This window comes from Caballeronia choica (assembly GCF_001544535.1).
Taxonomy (GTDB): domain Bacteria; phylum Pseudomonadota; class Gammaproteobacteria; order Burkholderiales; family Burkholderiaceae; genus Caballeronia; species Caballeronia choica.
Genome location: NZ_FCON02000126.1, coordinates 1 through 22,812 on the forward strand (window position 1 = coordinate 1; position 22,812 = coordinate 22,812).

At 66.4% G+C, this 22,812-nt stretch carries 19 protein-coding genes; 8 read left to right on the forward strand and 11 right to left on the reverse strand.

Translation table 11 applies throughout. The features are described from left to right. The 4 genes from AWB68_RS33450 to AWB68_RS33465 form a co-directional block, all read right to left on the reverse strand. Positions 1–955, reverse strand: a 955-nt coding sequence (locus tag AWB68_RS33450) for an efflux RND transporter periplasmic adaptor subunit (RefSeq protein ID WP_143281990.1), incomplete at its 3' end; no start/stop codon positions are given. After that, positions 952–1,161: a DUF1656 domain-containing protein gene (locus AWB68_RS33455; protein WP_087648580.1), complete on the reverse strand. Its 210-nt coding sequence runs from the start codon at positions 1,159–1,161 to the stop codon at positions 952–954. The genes AWB68_RS33450 and AWB68_RS33455, both read right to left, overlap by 4 nt. Positions 1,162–1,195: 34 nt before the next feature. Continuing rightward, positions 1,196–3,286: an FUSC family protein gene (locus AWB68_RS33460; protein WP_087648581.1), complete on the reverse strand. Its 2,091-nt coding sequence runs from the start codon at positions 3,284–3,286 to the stop codon at positions 1,196–1,198. Further along, a complete protein-coding gene (locus AWB68_RS33465; RefSeq protein ID WP_087648597.1) occupies positions 3,283–3,789 on the reverse strand; it encodes a MarR family winged helix-turn-helix transcriptional regulator in 507 nt (168 codons plus the stop codon). Before AWB68_RS33465 ends, AWB68_RS33460 begins: the two co-directional genes overlap by 4 nt. Before the next feature lie 120 nt (positions 3,790–3,909). Between AWB68_RS33465 and AWB68_RS33470 the strand changes: the two genes are divergently transcribed. Next, positions 3,910–4,506, forward strand: coding sequence for a class I SAM-dependent methyltransferase (locus AWB68_RS33470; RefSeq protein WP_087648582.1), 597 nt, complete (start codon positions 3,910–3,912; stop codon positions 4,504–4,506). A gap of 2 nt (positions 4,507–4,508) precedes the next feature. Here the strand turns inward: AWB68_RS33470 and AWB68_RS33475 are convergent, their stop codons facing one another. Continuing rightward, positions 4,509–5,561, reverse strand: coding sequence for a rod shape-determining protein (locus tag AWB68_RS33475; RefSeq protein WP_087648598.1), 1,053 nt, complete (start codon positions 5,559–5,561; stop codon positions 4,509–4,511). Positions 5,562–5,749: 188 nt separating this feature from the next. After that, positions 5,750–6,493 carry a Mut7-C RNAse domain-containing protein gene (locus AWB68_RS33480; protein ID WP_087648583.1) on the reverse strand — a complete coding sequence of 248 codons (744 nt, stop codon included), beginning with the start codon at positions 6,491–6,493 and terminating at the stop codon, positions 5,750–5,752. Between the two features lie 141 nt (positions 6,494–6,634). Between AWB68_RS33480 and AWB68_RS33485 the strand changes: the two genes are divergently transcribed. Beyond that, entirely contained in the window at positions 6,635–7,291 is a 657-nt protein-coding gene (locus AWB68_RS33485) for a MarC family protein (protein WP_087648584.1), read from the forward strand. Positions 7,292–7,320: 29 nt separating this feature from the next. Here the strand turns inward: AWB68_RS33485 and AWB68_RS33490 are convergent, their stop codons facing one another. Both AWB68_RS33490 and AWB68_RS33495 read right to left on the reverse strand, forming a co-directional pair. Beyond that, positions 7,321–8,115 (reverse strand): ABC transporter substrate-binding protein, encoded by a 795-nt coding sequence (locus AWB68_RS33490; protein ID WP_087648585.1) that lies wholly within the window; start codon positions 8,113–8,115, stop codon positions 7,321–7,323. A gap of 40 nt (positions 8,116–8,155) precedes the next feature. Continuing rightward, positions 8,156–9,757: a peptide chain release factor 3 gene (locus tag AWB68_RS33495; protein WP_087648586.1), complete on the reverse strand. Its 1,602-nt coding sequence runs from the start codon at positions 9,755–9,757 to the stop codon at positions 8,156–8,158. A gap of 298 nt (positions 9,758–10,055) precedes the next feature. Here AWB68_RS33495 and AWB68_RS33500 point away from each other — a divergent pair, with 298 nt between their 5' ends. From AWB68_RS33500 to AWB68_RS33510, 3 genes are all read left to right on the forward strand, one after another. After that, positions 10,056–11,876 carry an NYN domain-containing protein gene (locus tag AWB68_RS33500; protein ID WP_087648587.1) on the forward strand — a complete coding sequence of 607 codons (1,821 nt, stop codon included), beginning with the start codon at positions 10,056–10,058 and terminating at the stop codon, positions 11,874–11,876. A 247-nt stretch (positions 11,877–12,123) separates the two neighbouring features. Further along, positions 12,124–12,822, forward strand: coding sequence for a YceH family protein (locus AWB68_RS33505; protein ID WP_087648588.1), 699 nt, complete (start codon positions 12,124–12,126; stop codon positions 12,820–12,822). Between the two features lie 87 nt (positions 12,823–12,909). Then, complete coding sequence (locus tag AWB68_RS33510; protein ID WP_087648589.1) at positions 12,910–13,530, forward strand: LysE family translocator; 621 nt, start codon at positions 12,910–12,912, stop codon at positions 13,528–13,530. 153 nt (positions 13,531–13,683) lie between these two features. Here the strand turns inward: AWB68_RS33510 and AWB68_RS33515 are convergent, their stop codons facing one another. After that, positions 13,684–14,799 (reverse strand): transglutaminase-like domain-containing protein, encoded by a 1,116-nt coding sequence (locus AWB68_RS33515; RefSeq protein ID WP_087648590.1) that lies wholly within the window; start codon positions 14,797–14,799, stop codon positions 13,684–13,686. Between the two features lie 348 nt (positions 14,800–15,147). Here AWB68_RS33515 and AWB68_RS33520 point away from each other — a divergent pair, with 348 nt between their 5' ends. The 3 genes from AWB68_RS33520 to pqqA all read left to right on the forward strand — a co-directional run bounded on the left by AWB68_RS33520 (position 15,148) and on the right by pqqA (position 19,141). Next, complete coding sequence (locus AWB68_RS33520) at positions 15,148–16,782, forward strand: NADP-dependent glyceraldehyde-3-phosphate dehydrogenase (RefSeq protein ID WP_087648591.1); 1,635 nt, start codon at positions 15,148–15,150, stop codon at positions 16,780–16,782. A 123-nt stretch (positions 16,783–16,905) separates the two neighbouring features. Then, positions 16,906–18,885 (forward strand): sigma-54-dependent Fis family transcriptional regulator, encoded by a 1,980-nt coding sequence (locus AWB68_RS33525; protein ID WP_087648592.1) that lies wholly within the window; start codon positions 16,906–16,908, stop codon positions 18,883–18,885. Positions 18,886–19,066: 181 nt separating this feature from the next. After that, positions 19,067–19,141 (forward strand): pyrroloquinoline quinone precursor peptide PqqA, encoded by a 75-nt coding sequence (pqqA, locus tag AWB68_RS47145; protein WP_087630258.1) that lies wholly within the window; start codon positions 19,067–19,069, stop codon positions 19,139–19,141. 48 nt (positions 19,142–19,189) lie between these two features. Here pqqA and AWB68_RS33535 read toward each other — a convergent pair whose 3' ends face one another. After that, entirely contained in the window at positions 19,190–20,386 is a 1,197-nt protein-coding gene (locus tag AWB68_RS33535) for a c-type cytochrome (RefSeq protein ID WP_087648594.1), read from the reverse strand. Positions 20,387–20,467: 81 nt separating this feature from the next. Continuing rightward, a complete protein-coding gene (locus tag AWB68_RS33540) occupies positions 20,468–22,192 on the reverse strand; it encodes a methanol/ethanol family PQQ-dependent dehydrogenase (RefSeq protein ID WP_087648595.1) in 1,725 nt (574 codons plus the stop codon). Positions 22,193–22,812: the final 620 nt, after the last annotated feature.

Genomic DNA, 22,812 nt, shown 5'->3' on the forward strand with positions numbered 1-22,812 from the left:
CCGAAGCACCCGAAGCACCCGAAGCGCCCGAAGCACCCGAAGCACCCGAAGCACCCGAAGCACCCGAAGCACCCGAACCCAGCGAAGGCCCGAGCCCCCGCACCGAGACCGTCGCCGTGCGCCCGGCGATCATCCGGAAGTCCGCTGGCACCTCGTCGAGCGCGATGCGCACCGGAATGCGCTGCGCGAGCCGCACCCAGCTGAACGCCGGGTTCACGTTCGGCAGCAGGTTCGTGCCCTGCGTGCGGTCGCGGTCCTCGATGCCCGCGACGATGCTCTGCACGTGCCCGCGCAGCACGCCCGGTTCGCCCATGACCTCGATGTCCACCGGCTGGCCGATATCGATGCCGCGCAGCTTCGTCTCCTCGAAGTAGCCGTCGACGCGAAACGAGTGCATGTCCACCACCGACAGCACCGGCCGGCTCGCCGCCACGTACTCGCCGGTACGCGGCGCGCGGTCGTTCAGATAGCCGTCGACGGGGCTCACGATCGTCGTGCGTTGCAGGTTCAGGCGCGCGGTATCGATCGCGACTTCGGCGTCCGCGAGCGCGGCTTCCGCCTGCTCCACGCGAGCACGCGTTTCCTCGGTCGCCTCGCGCGCGACCAGGTCGCCGAGCTTGCGGTTGCGCACGTCCTCGCGGCGCGCCTGGTCGAGTGTCGCACGGCGCTGCTGCGCGGTCGCCTGCGCCTGGCGCAGCGCGAGCGCATAGCGCGCCTGGTCGATCACGAAGAGCGTCTGGCCGCGCAAGACCCGCTGATTGTCGACCACCTCGACCTGCACGATCAGCCCGCCGACGTCCGGCGCGACCTGCACGACATCGGCGCGCACGTGCCCATCGCGCGTCCACGGCGCGAACATGTAGTAGCCGATCAGGCGCCACAACACGAAGCCCGCGACCACCACGACGATCAGCGTAAGGAGGATCTGTCCAACGGAGAACCAGGTTTTTTTCACGTCATGAACCGATGGGAAAGGACGACGACAGCACCGAGCACCAGCACGTAGATGCCGAGATCGAAAATCGAGCGATGCCAGACGAACCGATAGAACCCGACCCGCGTGAGCACCGCGCGGATCACGATATTGAGCAGGTAGGCGACCAGCATCAGCACGAGCACGGCCGGCACGAAGACGCCGAAAATATCGATTTCGCCGATCATCGGGCGGACCTCGCGCGGGATGAGGGGAAAAGCGTCATGCCGTCGCCTCCGGGCGGGCGGGGCCGGACACGCCGCTCAGTTGGGGAAAGAGCGAGAGGCGCATGCCGACCAGCGCATGCTGCGCCTCGCGAAGCTGGCGCGCGGGCAATGGGCCGACGGCGGGCGCGCCCTGGCTGGCTTCCGTCGAGACGTGGGCGAGCGCCGCATCGATCGCGGCCCGCAGGCTCTCAGGCACCGGCTGCCGCGCGCGCCGCGCGACGCAGCGGTTGAAATGCTCGCGCACGCCATCGAGCACGGTGTCGATCGACGCGCTCATGTCGTCGCTCGCGCGACGCCGCACGCGCATCAGGTCGAGCGCGTTGAACGCGACGCGCAGGTCGCGAAAGCCCTCGATCGACGGATGGCGGTTGTCGTCGGTGGCGGCGAGGCGCGGGATCAGCTGCATCAGCCGGTCGAGCATGCGCGCGGCGAGTTCGCGCAGGTCGCCGTGCGGCGGCGGTGACGTGCTCAGCACCACGTCCTGCCAGCTCGAGCGCATCAGGCGCGCGGCCGCGAGTTCGGCGCCGAACGGACGCGTCACGCGGGTCCAGATGAATGCGAACAGCAGGCCCGCCGGGCCCGCGAGATTGCTGTTGATGAAGGTCAGGAAGTTGGCTTCGTAGGCGCTCTGGATGCTGATGAACGAGGCCGTGTTGACGGCGACGAGCATCGTCGCGAGATTGAACTGCGGGCGCGGGATCAGCGTGCCGATGATCAGGAACGGCACGGAGAACATCACGACGAGCATCGCGAAGTCGTGCACGTTCGGCAGGATCACGAACAGGTAGAGCCCGGCCAGCACCACGCTCGCGCAGGTCCAGACGAAGAACGCAAACACTTGCGGCGCGGGCTCGTCGAGCGCGGCGAAGAAGCAGCACGCCACCGCCGCGAGCGACACCGCCGCGGCGCCGTCCTGCCAGCCGGAGCTGATCCAGATGCTCGACGCGACGAAGATCGCCGCCACCGCCGAGCCCGCCGAGAACACCAGCATGCCGCGGTCGAAGTAGCGCGCCGAACCGCCGAGCCGCCAGTGCCTGAAGCGCGGCCGCCAGACGCCCGCTTCGCGCGCGATCAGCATGCGCAGCGCGCGGCAGTCCTGCCACACGTCGATCACTTGCCGCAGTCGCCAGAGCGCATTCGACAGCAGCGCGCCTTCCCAGGTGGCGAGTTCCGCCGTCTGCGGTTCGAGCGCGGCGATGCGTCCGCGCAGGATATCGGCTTCGCGCTCGGCCTCGTCGTTTGCATTGCTTGCGTCGAGCGGGGCGTCGAACCATTTGACGACGTCCGCGAGCAGCGCCGCAAGCCCCTCCGGCCGAGCGTTCGCGCCGCCCAGCAGCGCGGTCAGCGGATCGGCGAGCGCCGACACGATCGGCAGCAGCAACTGCATCCGGCCACGCATCGCGTGGGCGCGCGCGAGGATGTCGGGGCGCGTGTGGTCGTAGGCGAGCTGGCTCAGCAGGAATTCGAGCTGGTTGACGGTCGCGGCGAGCCGCTGGCGGCTCGCGGAAATCGCCTGCCCCGCGATGCGCCCGGACAGCGTCTCCTTGACGTAGAACGCGGCGTCGCGAAACCAGACGTCGGTGCGCTCGACGAGCGACGGCGCGAGCCGGTTCGGAAACACCGCGCCGCCCACGACGCTCGCGCACACGATGCCGAGCAGGATCTCCTCGGTGCGCGTGATGGCGAGATCGAAGATGCCGGTGGGATTCGTCACGGCGGGCAGCGCGATCAGCGGCAGCGTGTAGCCCGCCAGCATGAAGACGTAGGCGCGCGCGGTGCGGTCCGAGATCGCGAGGTAGAGGAGCGTTCCGGTCCACAGCGCGACGACGAAGCTGAAGAGATACGGCGACTCCACGAACGGCGGCACGAACAGCACCGCCGCCGAAGCGCCGAGCATCGTGCCGAGCGCGCGATAGAGCGCTTTCGAGCGCGTCGCGCCGACGAACGGGTTCGAGACGATATACACGGTCGCCATCGCCCAGTAGGGACGCGGCAGTTCGAGCCTGAGCGCGATGTAGAGCGCCAGCATCGACGCGGTGAACGTCTTGAGCGAGAACAGCCAGTCGCGCGCGGGCGGGAGCGTCATGGCGCGGTGTCCGGGCGCTTCGCGCCGTGGTGCGCCTGGCTCGGCGCGGCGGCGCGCTTCGGCGTCGCGACGCGCTTGGCCGCATTGAACAGGTTCAGCACGCGCAAGGTGGCTTCGAGATCGGCCCGGCTTACGCCTTCGAGGACCTCGGCGCGCAGGCCGGTCAGTTCCTTTTCGATGGTCGCGGTGATCGAACGGCCTTCGTCGGTCAGCGAGATGGTCTTGGCGCGGCGGTCGTCGGGGTCTTCGTCGCGGCGCATCAGGCCGGCCGCGCACAACTGGTCGAGCAGCCGCACGAGCGACGGACCCTCGATGCCCACGTGTTCCGCCAGCGTCCCTTGCCGCACGCTCGCGCCGAGCCGTCCCGCGATCAGGAGCGGCGCGGCGCACGCCTCGGAGACGTTGTACGCGGCGAGCAGCCCGTGGCTCGCGCGCCGCCACTGGCGTGCGGCGGTCACGAGCGTGCTGCTGACGGCGAGGCGCAATGCGTCGGTATTTTGCATGGCGCGCATTATATTTTGAGATACATTCGTTAGCAAGCTATCGAAATGGTCACGAGCGCGCATGCCCGGATTACATTGCGGAGCGGCAGTTCGTGACGATGACTCAGAGGAATTTTCGAGATGGATGCGCAAACCTTGCAGGCGTATGACGCCGATGCTCCCGGCTTCGCGAAGCAATGGCGCGAACAGCCCGCGCCCGATGACATGTATGCGCTGCTTGCGCGCTACTTCCGGCCCGGGCCGACCGTCGATATCGGCTGCGGCGCGGGCCGCGATGTCGCGTGGCTCGCGGCGAATGGCTACGACGCGCGGGGCTTCGATGCGTCCGACAGCCTGCTGCGCGAAGCGCGGCAGGCGTACCCGACGCTCGAATTCGGGCACGTCATGCTGCCTGGCATCGAGGGCGTCGAGCGGGGGCGCTACGAGAACGTGCTGTGCGAAACGGTGATCATGCATCTCGACCCCGAGGCGATCGGCACGGCGGTGCGCAACCTGCTCGGGTTGCTGCGTCCCGGTGGCACGCTTTATCTGAGTTGGCGCGTGACGGAACAGGCGTCGCAGCGCGATCCATCGGGGCGGCTGTATGCCGCTTTCGACAAACGTATCGTGCTCGACGAACTGCCGAGTGGCGCGGCTGTTCTCTTCGACAAGGAGGAGGTGAGCGAATCGTCAGGCAAGCGGGTGCAGCGGATGATCGTGCGCGTGCCCACCCCCTGACCTCACTCGAACGCGTGCGCGCCGAGCGTCTCCATCGCGATCCCGATGCCGCGCACGACGCAGGTCATCGGATTGGCGGCGACCAGCACGCGCAAGCCGGTTTCTTCCGCGAGACGCCGCTCGATGCCGTGCAGCAACGCGCCGCCGCCGGTCAGCACGATCCCGCGTCCGACGATGTCGGCGGCTAGCTCCGGCGGCGTCCTTTCGAGCGCGCCCTTCAGCAGCGTGACGATCTGGTTCAGCGGGTCGGTGAGGGCCTCGACCATCTCGTGGCTCGAAATCCGCAGCATGCGCGGAACGCCTTCGAGAAGGCTGCGTCCGGTAACGTCGAGCGATGTTTCCCGGCCGCCGCACACCGCGCATCCGACCTCCTGCTTCAACCGCTCCGCCGTGTGCTCGCCGATCAGCACGCCGTGCTTGCGCCGCACGTAGCCGATGATGGCGTGGTCGAACGCATCGCCGCCGACTCGCGCGGACGCCTTGTGCGCCACGCTCCCGAGCGCGATCACGCCAACCTCGGTCGTGCCCGCGCCGATATCCACGACGACCGCGCCGACGGTGTCGCGCGCCGACAACCCGGCGCCCAGCGCGGCGGCGATCGGCTTTTCGAGCAGGGTCACGCGGGCCGCGCCGGCGGCCTCGACCGCCTCCCGGATCGCGCGCCGTTCGATATGCGTCGCGTCGCTCGCGATGCTCACCGTCACGCGCGGCGAACTCGGCACGGTGCGCGCGGCGCGCGCCATGCCGATGAACTGGCGGATCATCCGCTGCGTTTCGGCGAAGTGCGCGATGACGCCGCCCTTGATCGGCCGGACGCCTTCGATATGCGCGGGCAGGCGGCCGAGCATCCGCTTCGCGTCGGCGCCGACGGATTGCGGCGCGCGCGTGGCGCCTCCGGTCGGCGGCGGCTGGCGGGTGCAGATCACCGATGCCTCGTTGAGCACGAGTCCCTTGCCGCGAACGTGGATGCGCGTGTTGGCGGTGCCGACGTCGAGCGCGATGTCCGCGCGAAAGGGGAGCTTCAATCGCCGTGCGAAAGCCAGTGCCAGTGCCATGAATGAGCCGGGTGGGTTGAGCGCGAAGCCGGGTTCGAACGCGCCGGATGCCGCATCGATCGACGACGCGGCAGCGACGATGCCATGCGGGCGAACGTGCGCCTCCAAACGTTTGCGCAGCGACGCGTGCCAGCCACGGACGGCATCAGAGCGGGTTAACGGGAGGCGCGGCGGAAACTTGAGGGTGATCAGGCGAGTTCGGTATCGGCGAGGCACGCGGCGATGGCGTTCCAATGCCGGCCCGGCCAATAGACGCGTCCGCAATCGTCGCAAATGGAGAAATGCTCGTAGCGGTCGTACACGGATGCGGGTACGCGCTGACGCACGCATGATCGATCGTCGATGCCGCGCAAGGTCGCGTTGCAATGAATGCAGCGCGTGAAAGGCCGCACGCTGCGCTTCAGGTCGAGCCGTTCGACAATCTTGCGCAGTTGCAGCACTGCCGTTTCGCTGTGTAGCAGGAAGCCGCGCGTGATGTCGGCGCGGGCGAGCAGCGCTCGCTCGCGCGCCAGCACGATACGCCGCTCGCGTGCCGCAATGCCGGCGATGGCGCTCGACGACAGATGCGCACCGCACAAGGTGTCGAATCCCGCCATGCGCAGCAGGCGGGCCAGCGCGCCAAGGTGCCCGCCAGTTATGAAGCGGGTCACGCGCAGCGGCGCTTCGCGCACGCAAAGGAGCGGCGTGACGTCGAATGCTTCGAAGACCGGATAGACCGCGATGCGGTCGCCTTCGCGCAGGACGCGGTCGAACGCCGCCGATTCGCCGTCGACCAGGATGAGTTCGATTTCATCGAGGCCGATGCCGAACGCCTCGATCACTTGCCGCGCCGTCGCGCCGGGCGGACAAGCGCGCTCGAATTCACGCCGGCGCAGCGCGGGCGCCAGGCGGTCGTTCAGTTCCTCGTAGAAGCGCAACGTCACGGTGACCATCGGTTCAGTATCGCACCGTGGCCGAGCCCGCGTGAAGCCGCGATGCGATCACCATTCAAGCCCGATGCAAGCGCAGTCCAACCCATTTCGCCTATCATTTGCGGCATCGCGCGTCGGACGAACCTGGCGGGGAAAAGACGAATGCTCAATGAATTCACGAAGACGGTCCTCGTGATCGTCGCCGGACTCCTGCCGATCATCAACCCGCCGGCCACCGCGCTGATCGTGCTCGGCATGGTCCCGCACGCCACCGACGCCGAGCGCAGCGAAGTCGCGCGGCGCATCGCGATCAACAGTTTCGTGATCCTGCTCGCGTCGCTCTCCATCGGCGCGTACGTGCTGTCGTTCTTCGGGATTTCGATTCCGGTGCTGCGGGCCGCGGGCGGCATCGTCATCGCGATGGCCGGCTGGAACCTGCTGCAAGCGCCCGACGACCAGGACGCCGAGCCCGCTCCCACGCCCAATCGCAGCGCGTCGCTGCGGGCGAAGTCGTTCTATCCGCTGACCTTGCCGATCACGGTCGGCCCGGGCGCCATCGCGGTCGCGATCGCGCTTGGCACCGGCTCGCCGCGCGGGGGACTGCTGCCGGTGCATCTGGTCGGGGTGGGCGTCGCGCTCGTCATTCTGTGCGCGAGCATCTATGTGTGCGTGCGCTTCTCGGGACACCTCGAACGTCTGCTCGGCACCGTCGGCACGCAGGTCGCGATGCGGCTCTTCGCGTTCGTCATTTTCTGCATCGGCGTGCAGATTTTGTGGCTCGGCGTGTCCGAGCTGGTCGAATCGCTGCACCTGAAGTAGGAAGCGGGCGGCGCCGCTTCCAAAGCGTGTTATTTCCCGTACACGTCGAAGTCGAAGTACTTGTCGGCGATCTTCTTGTAGGTGCCGTCCTTGATCATCGCGGCGATCGCGCCGTCGAGCTTTTCCTTCAGGTCGGTGTCTTCCTTGCGCAAGCCGATGGCCGTGCCCGGGCCGAAGATCGCGCTGTCTTCCAGCGTCGGTCCGGCGAACCCATACGGCTTGCCGCGCGGCGTATCGAGAAAGCCACGTTCCGCCTGCACGGCGTTTTGCAGCGACGCGTCGATGCGGCCCGACAGCAGATCGGCGTAGACCTGGTCCTGGTCGGCATACGAGACGACGCGCACGCCCTTCGATCCCCAGTGCGCCTTGGCGAACGTCTCCTGCATCGAACCCTGCTCGACGCCCACCGCCTTGCCCGCGAGCGATTCGGCCGTCGGCTCGATCTTCGAGCCTTTCTTCGCGACTAGGCGCGTCGGCACGTGGAAGAGCTTGCTGCTGAACGCGATCTGCTGGACGCGCGCGGGCGTCATCGACATCGTCGAGAGCACGCCGTCGAACTTGCGCGCCTTGAGGCCGGGAATCATGCCGTCGAACGCGTTTTCCACCCACACGCATTTCGCGTTCAGGCGCCGGCAGAGTTCGTTGCCGACATCGATGTCGAAGCCGACGAGCGTCCCGTCGGCCGCTTTCGATTCGAACGGCGGATAGCTCGCATCGACGCCGAAGCGGATCGTCGACCAGTCCTTCGCCTCGGCGACGGAAAGGTTGGAAATGGCGGAAACGGCGAGCACGGCGCCAAGCAATAACGTCAACAGCCTCTTCACAATGGTCCTCGTTGAATCGATGGGAAAAATCCAGGGCGCCTTACAGCGACTTGCGGAACGGCGCGCCCGAATGCTCGCGCAGTTCGTTGAAGACGATCTTCGGCCACGCCTTCTGCGCGACCTCGATCTCGGAAACGTGCGACGCGAGATAGGTCGGCGCATTCGACGCATCGAGCGCGATGCGCGCCGCGTACGCATCGGTGAAGCGGCGCAGTTCGGCGGCGTCGTCGCAGGTGACCCAGCGCGACATGCGGTAGCGCGCGGGCATGATGCGCACGTCGACCTTGTATTCCGCCGACAGCCGGTGCGACACCACCTCGAACTGAAGCTGCCCGACCGCGCCGAGGATGATCGAGCCGCCGAGCACCGGACGAAACACCTGGATCGCGCCTTCGTCGCCGAACTGGCGGAGCGCGTCGCCGAGTTGCTTCGCGCGCATCGGATCGACGACCTCGACGGTCTGGAAGATTTCCGGCGCGAAGAACGGCAGGCCGGTGAATTGCAGTTCCTCGCCTTCGGTCAGCGTGTCGCCGAGCCGCAGCGTGCCGTGGTTCGGGATGCCGATGATGTCGCCGGGATACGCCTCGCTCACCGTCTCGCGCCGCTGCGACAGGAACGTCACGACGTTGTTCGCGCGAAACGTCTTGGCCGAGCGCGTGACCTTCAGCGCCATGCCCCGCTCGAAACGCCCGGAACACACGCGAATGAACGCGACCCGGTCGCGGTGCGCCAGATCCATGTTGGCCTGCACCTTGAAGACGACGCCGGTGAACTTCGGCTCCTCGGGCAGCACGGGACGCTGCACGGTCATGCGCATCGACGGCGGCGGCGCGAGATCGACGAGCGCATCGAGAATTTCCTTGACGCCGAAGTTGTTGATCGCCGAGCCGAACAGCACCGGCGACTGCTGGCCGGCGAGGAACGCTTCGCGATCGAGCGCGTGCGTCGCGCCCGTGATCAGGTCGATTTCTTCCTTGGCGCGCGTCCAGCTCGGGCCGAAGCGGCGCTCGCCTTCTGCGTCGGAAAGCGCCTGCAGCGTTTCCACTTCGCCGCCTGCCTTGTCCTGCCCGGGGCGGAACAGGCGCACCTGGTCGTGCTGGATGTCGTAGACGCCCTGGAAGTCCTTGCCCATGCCGATCGGCCAGGTAAACGGCACGGCGGCCACGCCGAGGTGCTGCTCGATTTCATCGAGCAGGTCGAGCGGCTGGCGCACTTCGCGGTCTAGCTTGTTGACGAACGTGAGAATCGGCGTGCGGCGCGCGCGGCACACTTCGAGCAGCTTGAGCGTCTGCGCCTCGACGCCGTTCGCGCCGTCGATCACCATCACGGCGGCATCGACCGCCGTCAGCACGCGATACGTGTCTTCCGAGAAGTCCTCGTGGCCCGGCGTGTCGAGCAGGTTGATGACGCAATCGCCGTATTCGAACTGCATCACCGAACTCGCAACCGAAATGCCGCGCTGTTTTTCGATTTCCATCCAGTCGGAGGTCGCGTAGCGGCTGCTCTTTCTGCCCTTCACGGTGCCCGCGATCTGGATCGCGCCCGAGAACAGCAGGAGCTTTTCGGTGAGCGTGGTCTTGCCCGCGTCGGGGTGGGAAATGACCGCGAACGTGCGGCGCCGTTTGAGTTCGGAGACTGGCATGGTGTCGAGAAAAGCGAATGGGTTTGTCCGCGGGGTTCGTCTGGACCCGGTTCCTCGCGCGAGGCAGGCACGCGGCCCTGGCGCGGCTTGAACACGCGAAGGCCGCCGCTGTTAGGGGACAAGGCGGAAAAGCTGGATGGACGGGATGATACACGTCATCGACGCCCGGCCGGAAAGCGCCCCGCGCGTTCGCCGCGACGGCCGAGCGCACGCGAGGGGCTATCATGTGCGCAATTTCAATATGCGCCGCGCCTCGCAGGGAAACGGAAACGGCCCGCGGCAAACGGCTGGAGACCCTATGGCCTCATCTCAGGAAAGCGTCAGCATGGCGCTGTTTTGCGACTTCGAAAACGTGGCGCTCGGCGTGCGCGATGCGAAGTACGAGAAATTCGACATCAAGCCGGTGCTCGAACGGCTGCTGCTGAAAGGCAGCATCGTCGTGAAGAAGGCATATTGCGACTGGGATCGCTACAAGACCTTCAAGGCGGCCATGCATGAGGCGAGCTTCGAGCTGATCGAGATCCCGCACGTGCGCCAGTCGGGGAAGAACTCGGCGGATATCCGGCTCGTCGTCGATGCGCTCGACCTCTGCTACACGAAATCGCACGTCGATACGTTCGTCATCATCAGCGGCGACTCGGACTTCTCGCCGCTCGTGTCGAAGCTGCGCGAGAACGCGAAGAAGGTGATCGGCGTGGGCGTGAAGAATTCGACGTCCGATCTGCTGGTCGCCAACTGCGATGAGTTCATCTTCTACGACGACCTCGTGCGCGAGCAGCAGCGGGCGATTGCCAAACGCGAGGCGCGCGAGGAACGGGAAGCGCGTGAGGCGAACGAAGCGAACGCGAAGTCGAAGCGCTCCGGCGACGAAAACCGCCAGCAGAAGCACGAACTGGAAGCGCGCAAGGCGCAGGCCATCGCGATCGCCGTCGAGACCTTCGACGCGCTCTCGTCCGAGCGCGGCGAGAGCGGCAAGATCTGGGCGTCGGTGTTGAAGAGCGCGATCAAGCGGCGCAAGCCGGATTTCAGCGAGTCGTACTTTGGGTTCCGCGCGTTCGGGAATTTGCTCGACGAAGCGCAAGCGCGCGGGTTGCTGGAGGTCGGGCGTGATGAGAAGTCGGGTGCGTTTGTTTTTCGGGCGAGTTCGCAGGGCGGAGGGGAAGGGGTGAGGCCGCAGGCTGAATCGGATGGGGTACGGGCCGGGGCGAAAGCGGAGCAGGGCGGGAAGCGGCGCAAGGGCCGGGGCGAGAGGAATCAGGCGGTGGCTGGGGTTGAAGCGGCGGGTCTGGAAGCGCAAGGCGATGTGTTGGAAGCTGGGCACGGCGGGAATCGTCGGAAAGATCGCGATGGGCGCAGGCAGGCGCCAGGTGTTGTCGAGGCGGTGACGTCGCAGTCGCAAGACGATGCGGAAACGGAAGAACACGGCGGAAATGGTCGGGAAGATCGGGATGCGCGCGAGGAGACGCCGAGTGCTGCCGAGGCGGTGACTTCGCAATCGCAATCGGAAGACGGTGCGGGAGAGGCCGGCGTGGCGCCACAAGCCGAACCCGGCGGAAATCGCCGGAAGGACCGCCGCGACACGCGCAGACAAGCGCCCGCTGTAAGCGAGGCGGTGACGCCGGAAGCGCAAGCCGATGTGCAGGAGTCCGGCGCGGAGGCACACACCGGGCAAGGCGGAAATCGTCGGAAGGACCGCCACGGGCGCGGGCAAACACCGGCCTTCGTCGAATTTGTGGAATCAGACGAGACACAGGCGGCGGAATGGTTCGATGCCGTGCAGGCGCTGGGAACGGAGGCGGTCGAGGTGCCCGAAGCGCAGGACGATGCGCCATTTGCGGTCGAGCCTCGCGAACCAGCGAAGGCATCGAAACCGGCGGCGCGTCGCGGACGCAAGACGGCCGCGAAAAAAGCTGCCGCGTCCGCCGAGCCGACCGTGCACGACACTGCATCGACAGCATGGCTGTTTGCCGACGATGAAGCCGCCGATGAGGCGCCGCCGCCGGAGGCGGCGGACGCCACGCCGCCCGCAGAGCCCGGGAAGCCGTCGCGCAAAGCGGCGCGCAAGTCGGCGCCGCGTGCGCGTCGGCCGCGCAAGACGGCGGCTGGCAGTGATGAGTAGCCCGGTGCCGCGGGGGCCGTGCAGTCTTTCGCGGGTGCTTTGAGCCGACTCCAAGCGGTCCATCTCGCGAGTCGAGCGTCCCCCGACGCCGGCAGTCGTTCTAGCGGCCGCGCGGTCCTTCTCGCGAAGCAGCGCGCCCACACCAGCCCGTCCGACCCGCGAAAACCGGTAGTTTCCACAGCCGCTTCCGCCACCCACGACGGCTATCATATGCAAGCCTCAAGCACCCGCCCGTAGCGAACCGACCATGAACTCCACCGCCGACACTTTTTCACCCCGCGCGATCCGCCCGTTGACGCCGCTCGAAGGGCGCGTCGTGGGCGTGCTGGTCGAGAAGCAACTGACCGTCCCCGATACCTATCCGCTGTCGCTCAATGCGCTCACCGCCGGCTGCAACCAGAAGACCGCGCGCTCGCCGGTGATGAACGTGACCGAGTCGGATGTGATCGACGCCATCGACGGCCTCAAGCGCCTGAGCCTCGTGTTCGAAGGCAGCAGCAGCCGCGTGCCGCGCTTCGAGCACAACGCGGGCCGCGTGCTCGGCGTCCCGAGCCAGGCGGTCGCGTTGCTCACGGCGCTCCTGCTGCGCGGCCCGCAGACGGCCGCCGAACTGCGCACGGCCACGACGCGCCTGCACGGTTTCGCCGATGTCTCGTCGGTCGAGAGCTTCCTCGACGAACTCGCCGAGCGCGATCCGCCATATGTGGTGAAGCTGCCGCGCGTGCCGGGCGAGCGCGAAAGCCGCTGGGTGCATTTGCTGTGCGGCGAAGTCGACGTCGAGCAGATGCGCGAGCGCGCCGTCAGCGACGACGCCACGCCGTTCGCCGAGATCGATGCGCTGAAGGCCGGACAGAAGCAACTGTCGGCGAAGGTGGACCGGCTCGAAGCGCTGGTCGAGCGGATGGCGCGGGAACTCGGCATCAGCGTCGATCCGGGCGAGGAGTAAGCGCCGGCGACGGCCAGTCCTTTTCGGCTTGGGAAAGCCTTCGTTCTGCATTGCGCTGACGATTCAACTCTCAAATCTGGAGCCTTCATGCCGGGAGCCGGTCTCTTCTTCACCGCTGCGGGCGTCGGGCTCGCGGTTGCCGCGCCCGTCGGTCCGATGGGGATGCTTTGCATCCGGCGCACGCTGTCCGACGGGCCGCGCGCGGGTCTCGCGATCGGCTTCGGCATTGCGAGCGGCGACGCGATTTACGGCCTTGTCGCCGCGCTGGGGATGGTCAGCGTGTCGCAGTTCATGCTTGCCTACGACCGGCCGCTGCATCTCGTGGCGGGACTGTTTCTGCTGTATCTCGGCATCCGCACGCTGATGCAGAAGCCCGCCACCGATGCCGCCACGATGAACGGCGCGTCCGCCGGCGCGGCCCGCGCATTCGCGAGTTCGCTGCTGCTCACGCTGACCAATCCGCAGACGATCATCATGTTCGCGGCGCTCTTCGCGACACTCGCGCCGCGCGGACCCTTCTCGTCCAGCGTCGCGTTGACGACCGTGGTCGGCGTGTTCTGCGGGTCGATCGCGTGGTGGTGCCTGCTCGTCGCGATGGTGTCGGGCGCGCGCCATGCGCTTGGCGAGCGCGTGCGGCGGCTGATCGACCGGGTGGTGGGATTCGCGCTGGCGGCGTTCGGCGTGGCGGAGATTCGGCGGGTGGTTTGAGGGGTGGTGGCGGCGCGTCAACTATCGACAGCCTGGAGCGATCCGCTCCAGCTTCGTTTGGCGATCCGCTCAGCGACTTGCAATACGCAGCGAAGCGCATGATGTCGGCACCGGCATTGCGCAGATGGAGCGCCCTTTCTATCAGCAATCCCGTTAGCGCGCCGCAACCCGCAGAAGCGCTGCAGCAGGCGCCGGGCTATCGTCGAGCGCGACGCGCCACTTCGGAAACGTCCCCGCGCTATTCACGCGCCACGGCTGGCCCATCTCATCCACATACATCGCGCCTGCGTTGCGCGCCGAGCCCGCCGCCCGCCGCACCGCTCCCGGCGCATCGCGCTCGAACGACCGGCTGCCTTGCTCGTTGAACACCGTGGCAAGCGGACGCTCCGCCTGACCCGAACGACCAAGCGTCGCGAGCTGCGGCCCCGACGGCGCCCGCAGCACCGCATCGGCGGGCTTGCGGCCGGCGAGAATCGCACTGAGCAGCGCCGAGGGTCCGGCGGCAACGACCGCCGCCGAGTCGGCGGACGGATCGGCGGCGCGCTTTGCGGCCAGTGCCGTCGGCGAATCGAGCGCGAGCGGCTCGCTATGCGCGTCGACCTGCACGACGAGGATCACGTGCCAGTCGTCCGGCGTGTTGTTGTAGCGCGGCGCGAGCGACACGAGCCGCAGACGCGCAATCTCGAAGCCCGCATCGCGCAGCAGCAGGTACTTGGCGACGGCGAAATCCTTGCACACCCCGCTTTCCACGAAGAAACGCACCGGCGCGTAGTAGCTGCCGTCGGTGCCGTCGCGATAGCGGATTTCGTTGACCAGCGAATTCGCGAGCAGGACCGCCGCTGCGTCGCCGGCCTTCACGCGTTGTTCGCGCACCTGCGCGACGAGGCGGCTCCATCCGGCGGGCTGCTGCGTCAGGTGGGTGCGCAGCGCGTCGCGCAGACGCTGCACGCGGCCGATGGCATCCGACGACGGCTGGAGCTTCGCATCGGCGAGCGGCAGGAGAAACATCAGGTCGCCGACCTGCGCGAGTTCCGGGCGGATCTTGCGGTTCGCTTCCCACCAGGTGGCGCCGTTCAGGCGCTTGATGCCGGCTTCCAGCGCGCTCGGCGCGGCGGGCTGCGAATCCGTGTCGCGCAGCACCGTGGCGGCGTTGTCGTGGTGCGCTTGCGCGAGGCTGCCCGGCACTGCGGCGCTGCCGGTGGCGGGAGCAATCATCGCGGCCGCGAGCGACACCAGCAGGGAGTAGCGGATCAGTCGGGCGAGCAGCATGTTGAACTCCGGGATTCGTACCGGGTGCCGATTGGCGCCCGATTCATTCGAAGCCGGTTGATGCTGTTCAATTCTGCTCAACGCAAAAGCAACGCCGGTTCACAGCAGACATTGCACGTGGCGTGCCAATTTTATGTATTATCGTAAGTGATTGATTATGCGGGTAATTTCTCGCAAGCTTCAGTAAACGCGGAATGCGATGTGACGTGTCCCGGCCAACAGTCTCCGCCACCTGTCGGCCGCTTCACGACACTTGGCGGCCGCGCGCTTGCCAACCCCGATCGCTACGCTCAATATCCGCGAGCTACACTGCCCCGAGCGCAATGCTTCACGACTGAAGGAGAACCCATGCCGACGATCGACTTTGAAAGCTTGCAGCAACTGTTTCCCACCGACGCCGACATTCCCGAGGACGCGCGCCTGCCCGCGCCGATTCATCAACGCGTATCGCTCGTCGACGGCGAGCTCGTGCCGTGGGATGGCGCATGCAAGACCGTGTTGTCGCCGGTGTGCGTGCGGCAGGCTTCGGGCGAAGCCGAACAAGTCGCGATCGGCAGCTATCCGGTGATGGGCGAAACGGAAAGCGACGCCGCGCTCGACGCCGCCGTGCGCGCCTACGACCACGGCCGCGGCGCGTGGCCGACGATGACGGTCGGGCAGCGCATCGCGTGCATGCAGGACTTCATCCGGCGCATGGTGGCCGAGCGCCACCAGATCGTGAATCTGATCATGTGGGAGATCGGCAAGAGCCTCGCCGATTCGCAGAAGGAGTTCGACCGCACCGTCAGCTACATGCAGGACACGATCGAGGCGCTGAAGGAACAGGACAACAGCAACTCGCGCTTCACGATCGCGGAGGGCACGATTGGCCAGATCCGGCGCGCGCCGCTCGGCGTCGTGCTGTGCATGGGGCCGTACAACTATCCGCTGAACGAGACCTTCGCGACGCTGATCCCCGCGCTCCTGATGGGCAACACGGTGGTGTTCAAGCCGCCGCAGTACGGCACGCTGCTGTTCTATCCGCTGCTCGCCGCATTTCGCGACGCGTTTCCGAAAGGCGTGATCAACACGATCTACGCGCCGGGCGCGGTGGTCGTGCCGCACATGCTCGCGTCGGGCAAGATCGACGTGCTTGCGCTGATCGGATCGAGCAAGGTCGCGGACCATCTGAAGAAGCAGCACCCGAAGTCGCACCGGCTGCGCGCGATCCTCGGCCTCGACGCGAAGAACGCCGCCATCATCCTCCCCGACGCGGACATCGACCTCGCCGTGAAGGAGTGCCTGCTCGGCGCGTTGTCGTTCAACGGCCAGCGCTGCACGGCACTCAAGATGCTGATGGTGCACCGCTCGATCGTCGATACGTTCCTCGAACGCTTCGCCGCGCAACTCGGCAAGCTCAAGGTCGGGATGCCCTGGGAAAAGGGCGTCTCGATCACGCCGCTGCCCGGGCTGCATCGAACCGCCTACATGACCGCAGCCATCGACGACGCAAAGGCGAAAGGCGCGCGCGTCGTCAACGAAGGCGGCGGCGTGTTCTGCCAGACGCTCTTCTACCCGGCGGTGGTTTATCCGGTGCAGGAGGGCATGATGCTGTATCGCGAGGAGCAATTCGGGCCGATCATCCCGGTCACGCCGTTCGACGACGTCGAAACCGCGCTGCAATATGTGATCACATCGGACCACGGCCAGCAGGTCAGCATCTTCGGGACGGACCCCGCGCAAATCGGCGCGCTGGTCGATCCGCTCGTCAACCAGGTGTGCCGCGTCAACCTGAATTGCCAGTGCCAGCGAGGGCCTGACGTGTTCCCGTTCGCCGGGCGCAAGGACTCGGCGGAGGGCACGCTGTCGGTCACCGATGCGCTGCGGGCGTTCTCGATCCGCTCGATGGTGGCCGCCAAGCAGACCGACGAAAGCAAGGCGCTCCTCGATGCGATGGTCACGGACCGCAAGTCGAAGTTCGTCAATACGGGGTTCATTTTCTAGCCGCCGGGCTGTCGGCGGTGGATTCGGTGGATTCGCCGGGTGCAGCGAATGGCCTGCAACTTGCTTTTATTGCAGCCAGATGATTTTGGCGCCAGACCGAAATCCGGAGGTTGGAGGAGACAAATGCACAACGATGCCGGCCGTCATGTTGCCGTGCCGGGTGAGACCGCCTTGTGGGTAGCCGAGTCGATCTGCACCTCACACCAGCGTTCGGAGGCTTATGGGCTGACGACATCGGGCGCGCCCGACTACGACGTCCTGCCCGTCGCCGAGCTGAACCTGAAGCTGGAGCAGAACCGCGTGCTGTGCGTGCATGCGCTGCCGGTGATGGCGACGCTGCAGGAGCAGATCGTCAATACCCAGAGCATGATCGTGCTGACCGACGCGCAGGGGCTCGTGCTGCACTCCACCGGCGACGACGATTTCCTGCGCCGCGCCGAGAAGGTCGCGCTACGGCCGGGCGCCAACTGGGCCGAGGACCGGCAGGGCACCAACGCGATCGGCACGGCGATCGCCGAGAAAAGCCCGATGGTCATCCACGGCGAGCAGCACTATCTCGCGGCGAACCGCTTCCTGACCTGCTCCAGCGTGCCGATCCTCGATCCGTATGGCGAACTGATCGGCGTGCTCGACGTGTCCGGCGACCATCGCAGCTATCACCAGCACACGATGGCGCTCGCGAAGATGTCGGTGCAGATGATCGAGAACCATCTGTTCGCAAGCACCTTCGGCCAGACGTTGCGCATCCGCTTTCACGGGCGCGCCGAGTTTCTCGGCACGCTGATGGAGGGCATGGTCGCTTTCACGTGCGATGGGCGTTTTCTCTCCGCCAATCGCAGCGCGCAGTTTCAGCTCGGGCTGCCGCTTGCGGCGCTGCGCGCGCATACGCTGTCGTCGCTGTTCGGGCTCACGGTTTCGCAATTGATCGACCGCATGACGCAAGGCTCGGGCAAGCCGATTCCGCTTTGCCTGCCCGATGGCATCGTCGTGAGCGCGAACGTCGAGTATCGGCGCGAGACGGTGGCGTCGGACGCGGCGGTGAAGGCTCAGCAAGCGCCGCAAAGTCAGCCGGCGCCGGCGCGTACGGGCGCGGGCCACGCGAGAGGCGGCGGCCTTGCCCGCCTCGACACCGGCGATGCGCGCGTCGCGGCGGTGATTACGAAAGTCCGCAAGGTGATCGATCGCGACATCCCGATCCTGATCGCGGGCGAAACCGGCACCGGCAAGGAACTGCTCGCACAGGCGATCCACGGCGATTCGCCGCGTTCGTCGGGGCCGTTCGTCGCCGTGAACTGCGCCTCGATTCCCGAGACGCTGATCGAATCCGAACTGTTCGGCTACGAGGAAGGCGCGTTCACCGGCGCCCGCCGCAAGGGCGCGACGGGCAAGCTGCTGCAGGCGAATGGCGGCACGCTCTTCCTCGACGAGATCGGCGACATGCCCTATCCGCTGCAAGTGCGCCTGTTGCGCGTGCTGCAGGAACGGCTCGTGAATCCGCTCGGCTCGGCGAAATCGATTCCCGTCGATGTCGCGATCATCTGCGCGACGCACCGGGACTTGCGCGAGATGATCGCCGAGAACCGCTTTCGCGAGGACCTCTACTATCGGCTGAACGGCCTCGTCGTGAAGCTGCCGCCGCTGCGCGAACGCTCCGACCTGAACATCGTCGTCGAGCGGATGCTGCAACAGGAATCCTGCGGCGCGGGCAACGGCGTGCCGCTGTCGATTGCGCCCGACGTCATGCGTTTGTTCGAGCAATGCCGCTGGCCGGGCAACTTCCGGCAACTCGGCAACCTGCTGCGCACGGCGGCCGCGATGGTCGATGCCGACGGGGAGATCCGCATCGAACACCTGCCCGACGATTTCTTCGACGATATCGATCGCAGCCGCGACCGGGCCACGCCAGCCAGCACAGGCGTCGCGTCCGCGCCCGTCACCTCTGATGCGAGCAACCTTCAATCGTTCACGGCCGCCGCGATCAGCGCCGCGCTCGCGCGTCATGGCGGCAATGTATCGGCGGCGGCGCGCTCGCTCGGCATCTCGCGCAATACGATCTATCGGCGAGTGACGGTCGGCCGGACTCCCGGCGACGACGACGCGTGACGCGGACTGTTCCACCGGTGTTGCGACGCGGAGCAGCGTTGTTGCATTTTGAAGCAGCGCGCTGCCCCGCGTGAGACAGATGCCGACACACCCTGCGACGGCACGAAGCTTGCATGATCCATCGCGACCGCTGGAATTCGCCGGTCGATTGCTGTTCATCACAAAACCCAAGGAGATACTCATGACGTGGACCACCCCGGCTTTCACCGACCTGCGCTTCGGCTTCGAAATCACGATGTATATCGCTAACCGCTAGGCTTTCCCGAATGCGGGCACGCTGCATCGCGCAGCGTGCCCGCCCACCTCACTGCGCCGGGCGCGCGGCCAATGGCGTCGTCGATGCCCGAGCAACATCCGCGGTGAGCTTCGTCGTGCTCACGCCATAGCCGTTGGAACGCAGCAGGAACGCCATGATGTCGGCGTAGTCCTGATCCCGCATCTTGCCGGGCCGGTCCGCCGGCATGTTCGTCGTCATATAGTTGAACACCGCGCCGATCGTCAGGTGCGCCTTCGTCGTCGGCGCGAAGGCGGGACCGCGCAGCGCGGGGGCGGTGATCCCGTTGAGGTCCGGGCCGTGGCACTTCGCGCATGAACTCGCGTACAGCGTCTTGCCGTGCGCGACCTGCGCCTGATTGAACGCGGGATCGTCGGTGGCGGCGCTCACGTCGACCTTGATGAAGTGGCCCGCATCGGCGACACGCACCGCAGGACCGTCAAGATAGGCAGGCTTCAAAGCAGGCTTCGTCCGCGTGAGCTTGACGTCGGCGGGAAGCGCCCAGTCTTTCGTCAGCGCCGCGAGCCTGCCATCGGCGCTCATCGAAGCGAGTGCCCGGTCGACGCGCTTCAGCATCGCCGCCGAGTTCGGCCCGAACGCGAAGACGAGCGACCAGTCCGCATACGCGGAGCTCGCCGGCGTCACGGCGAACTGCTGTTGCGGGTGCTTGCCGCGATATGCCACCACCGCCGGATACCAGACGATCGCACGCCGCGCATGTCCGTTCGCGACGGCGTCGACGGTGGATTCGGCCGTATTCTCCAGATCGAGTTCGACGTCGCGCTGCTGCACGGCGATCAGTTGCGCAGGGCTCGCGTAGGTCGCCGCGACGACGTCCGGTGCGCTTGCCCGGGCGGTCCCGTCGCGCAATCCGACACTGACATACCCCGAGCGCAGATAGCCGGCTGAGAAGAGCAGCTTGCTGTCCGAGCCATCGGCGACGCTCGAACGCGGGAAGCCCGCGATCACATCGCAGTCTTTGCCGAGCACCTTGTGGAGCTCCTTCAGCGAGACGCCGTCGTCGTCGCCTTCGCCGATGCCTTCCCGCACGAACGACACGTCGAAGCCGGCGGTCTTGAACGCCTCACGGGCGACGGTCTGGTCGAGTGCCGTCGACGGGCTGCCGGGAAACGTGCAGACGCGCACGCCTGCCTGTGCCAAGGCGGGCGCCAGCACGACAGCGGCGGCCACGACGGCGCCGGCCAGTTGTTTCGAATGGTTCTTCATGGAGAGTCCTTCCTGAGGGATTCGGTGCTGAGGTACGCGCCATGCCGCGCGAACGAACGCGCGGACATGGCGATGGCGCAATCAGCCGTGCTGGAGCGCGAACACGTAGAGCGTGCCGCCGCGCGCGATCTTTTCGGCGGCTTTCGCCATCGGGCCGCCCCAGATCGGATTGGCGCCGCCGTAGCCGGTGAGGATCGCGACATATTCCTGGCCGTCGACCTCGAACACAGACGGTTGCGCGATGATCCCGCTCGCGAGCTTCGGGCTTTGCCAGAGGACCTTGCCGCTGGTCTCGTCGAAGGCGTAGAGATGGCCGTCGAGCGAGCCGCTGAACGCGAGGCCGCCCGCGGTCGTCGCGACGCCGCCGTTCCACGGCAGCTTGGTCCAGTGGCTCCAGACCTTCTTGCCGGTATTGACGTCGATGGCCTGCAACTCGCCATAGCCCTTGCTGCCCGGTTCCGGCTTGATCTCGAAGCCTTCGCCGAGATAGGGCAGCCCCTCCATGAAATTCACCGACTTGCCCGACAGCGACATGCACGCATGCAGCGAAGGCACGAACGCGAGATGCTTCTCCGGATCGTAGGAAACCGACCACCAGTTCTTGCCGCCGAGGAAGCTCGGACACGTCTCGATGGTCGTCCCGACTTTCGGATACTTCGAATCGTTCTGGATCGGCGCGCCTTCGGGCGTGTAGCCCGTGACGGACGTCGCCGTGACGAACGGCTTCGCGTAGATCAGCTTGCCGGTGCTCCGGTCGATCGCGTGGAAGTAGCCATTGCGATCCGCGTGGATGATGGCGTCGTAGTCCTTGTTCTCGTAGGTGATCTTCGCGAGGACTGGCGTGTTGACGCCGTCGTAGTCCCAGGTGTCGTGGCGCGTGTATTGGTAGTGCCACTTCAGGTCGCCGTTCTTCGGATCGAGCGCGAGCAGCGAGTCGGAGTAGAGATTGTCGCCGGGACGCAGGTCCGCGAGCCACGGTCCCGGATTGCCGACGCCCCAGTAGAGCGTCTTCGATGCGGCGTCGTAGGTGCCCGTCAGCCACGCGGGCGCGCCGCCGTGTTCCTGCATGCCCTTGGGCCAGGTGTCGCCGTATTTTTCAGTCGCGGCGGGCACGGTGAAGCGCTTCCAGAGCACGTTGCCGTCGTCGGGATTCAGGGCCGCGATGAAGCCGCGCGCGCCATACTCGCCGCCCGCGCTGCCGACGATCAGCCGGCCATCGAGCGCGAGCGGCGCGAGCGAGAACGCATAACCGAGGCCCGGCTCGAACATCTGTTTCTTCCAGACGAGCGCGCCGGTTTGCGCATCGAGCGCGGCGACGTCGCCGCTCAGCATCGCGACGTAGACGTTCTTGCCGTAGAGCGCGACGCCCCGGTTGATCACATCGCAGCAGGCCGTCTTGAACGATTCGGCGCCGAGCTTCGGCTCGTATTTCCAGAGCGGCTTGCCGGTGGCGGCGTCGAATGCGTAGACGTTGTCCTTGGGCGTGGTGACGAAGAGATAGCGGCCGTTGATGAGCGGCGTCGCTTCGAAGCCTTGCTGGAGTTCGGCCGGGAACTTGTAGCTCCAGACTTGCTTGAGCTTGCTCACGTTCGACGTGTCGATCTGCTTTAGCGGCGAGTGCGACTGTCCGCTGTAGGTGCGGTAGTAGGTCAGCCAGCCGGGGTCCTGCTGCGCGTTCGTGAGGCGCTCGTAGGTTACCGGTGGGTAGGCGTCGGCGGCCATGGCTTTTATGGCGGATGCGGCCGCGAGCGTTATCGTCATGCTTGCTGCAAGCACCTTCAGCGCGGGCATTGAACTCGTCTTCATCCCTGTCTCCTGTGAACGTCTTCGTCTAGTTGTCGCAGTGGGGTTGTCTGCGCTAACGCTCAAGGCAAGTCGTATGCCATTGGCGGGGAAGCCCGCTGGGCGGAGGCCTTTGGTCGCCGACGGCCGGAGCAGGTGTTGCAATCAGGTACACGGTGGGACGTGGAGTGTTGCTAGGCGGGGCATTGTCGCTGGCGCTTGGGGGTGGGGTTGGGGTTGGGGTGGGGTTGGGGTTGGGTTACACCGTTTGATGCGCTTGGGCTTCTATGGAACTTGTATTGTTTTTGGTTTATTTGCTCTGCCCCTGTCCGGGGCGGGACTCACTTTCTTTGCTGCTGCAAAGAAAGTAAGCAAAGAAAGCAGCTTCCCAACGCCAATCCTTGCCATGCGCCGCTAGCCCGTTATGTCGGAGTGGTCCAACCGGGGGAGTGTCGTTAGCGGGGTTTCATCGTTGTTGGCATGTAGAAAAGGCGCGCACGTCGCACCGCGACAGGGAGTGGACCAGCAGTCATTCATCCGTCCTGGCACTGCGTGCCCGACGACAGGTTTGCCAATCGTGGTGAATTGAAGCAAGCGACAGCACGAACGTAGGACGTAGATTCAGCGATGGGTTTTAGTTTTGC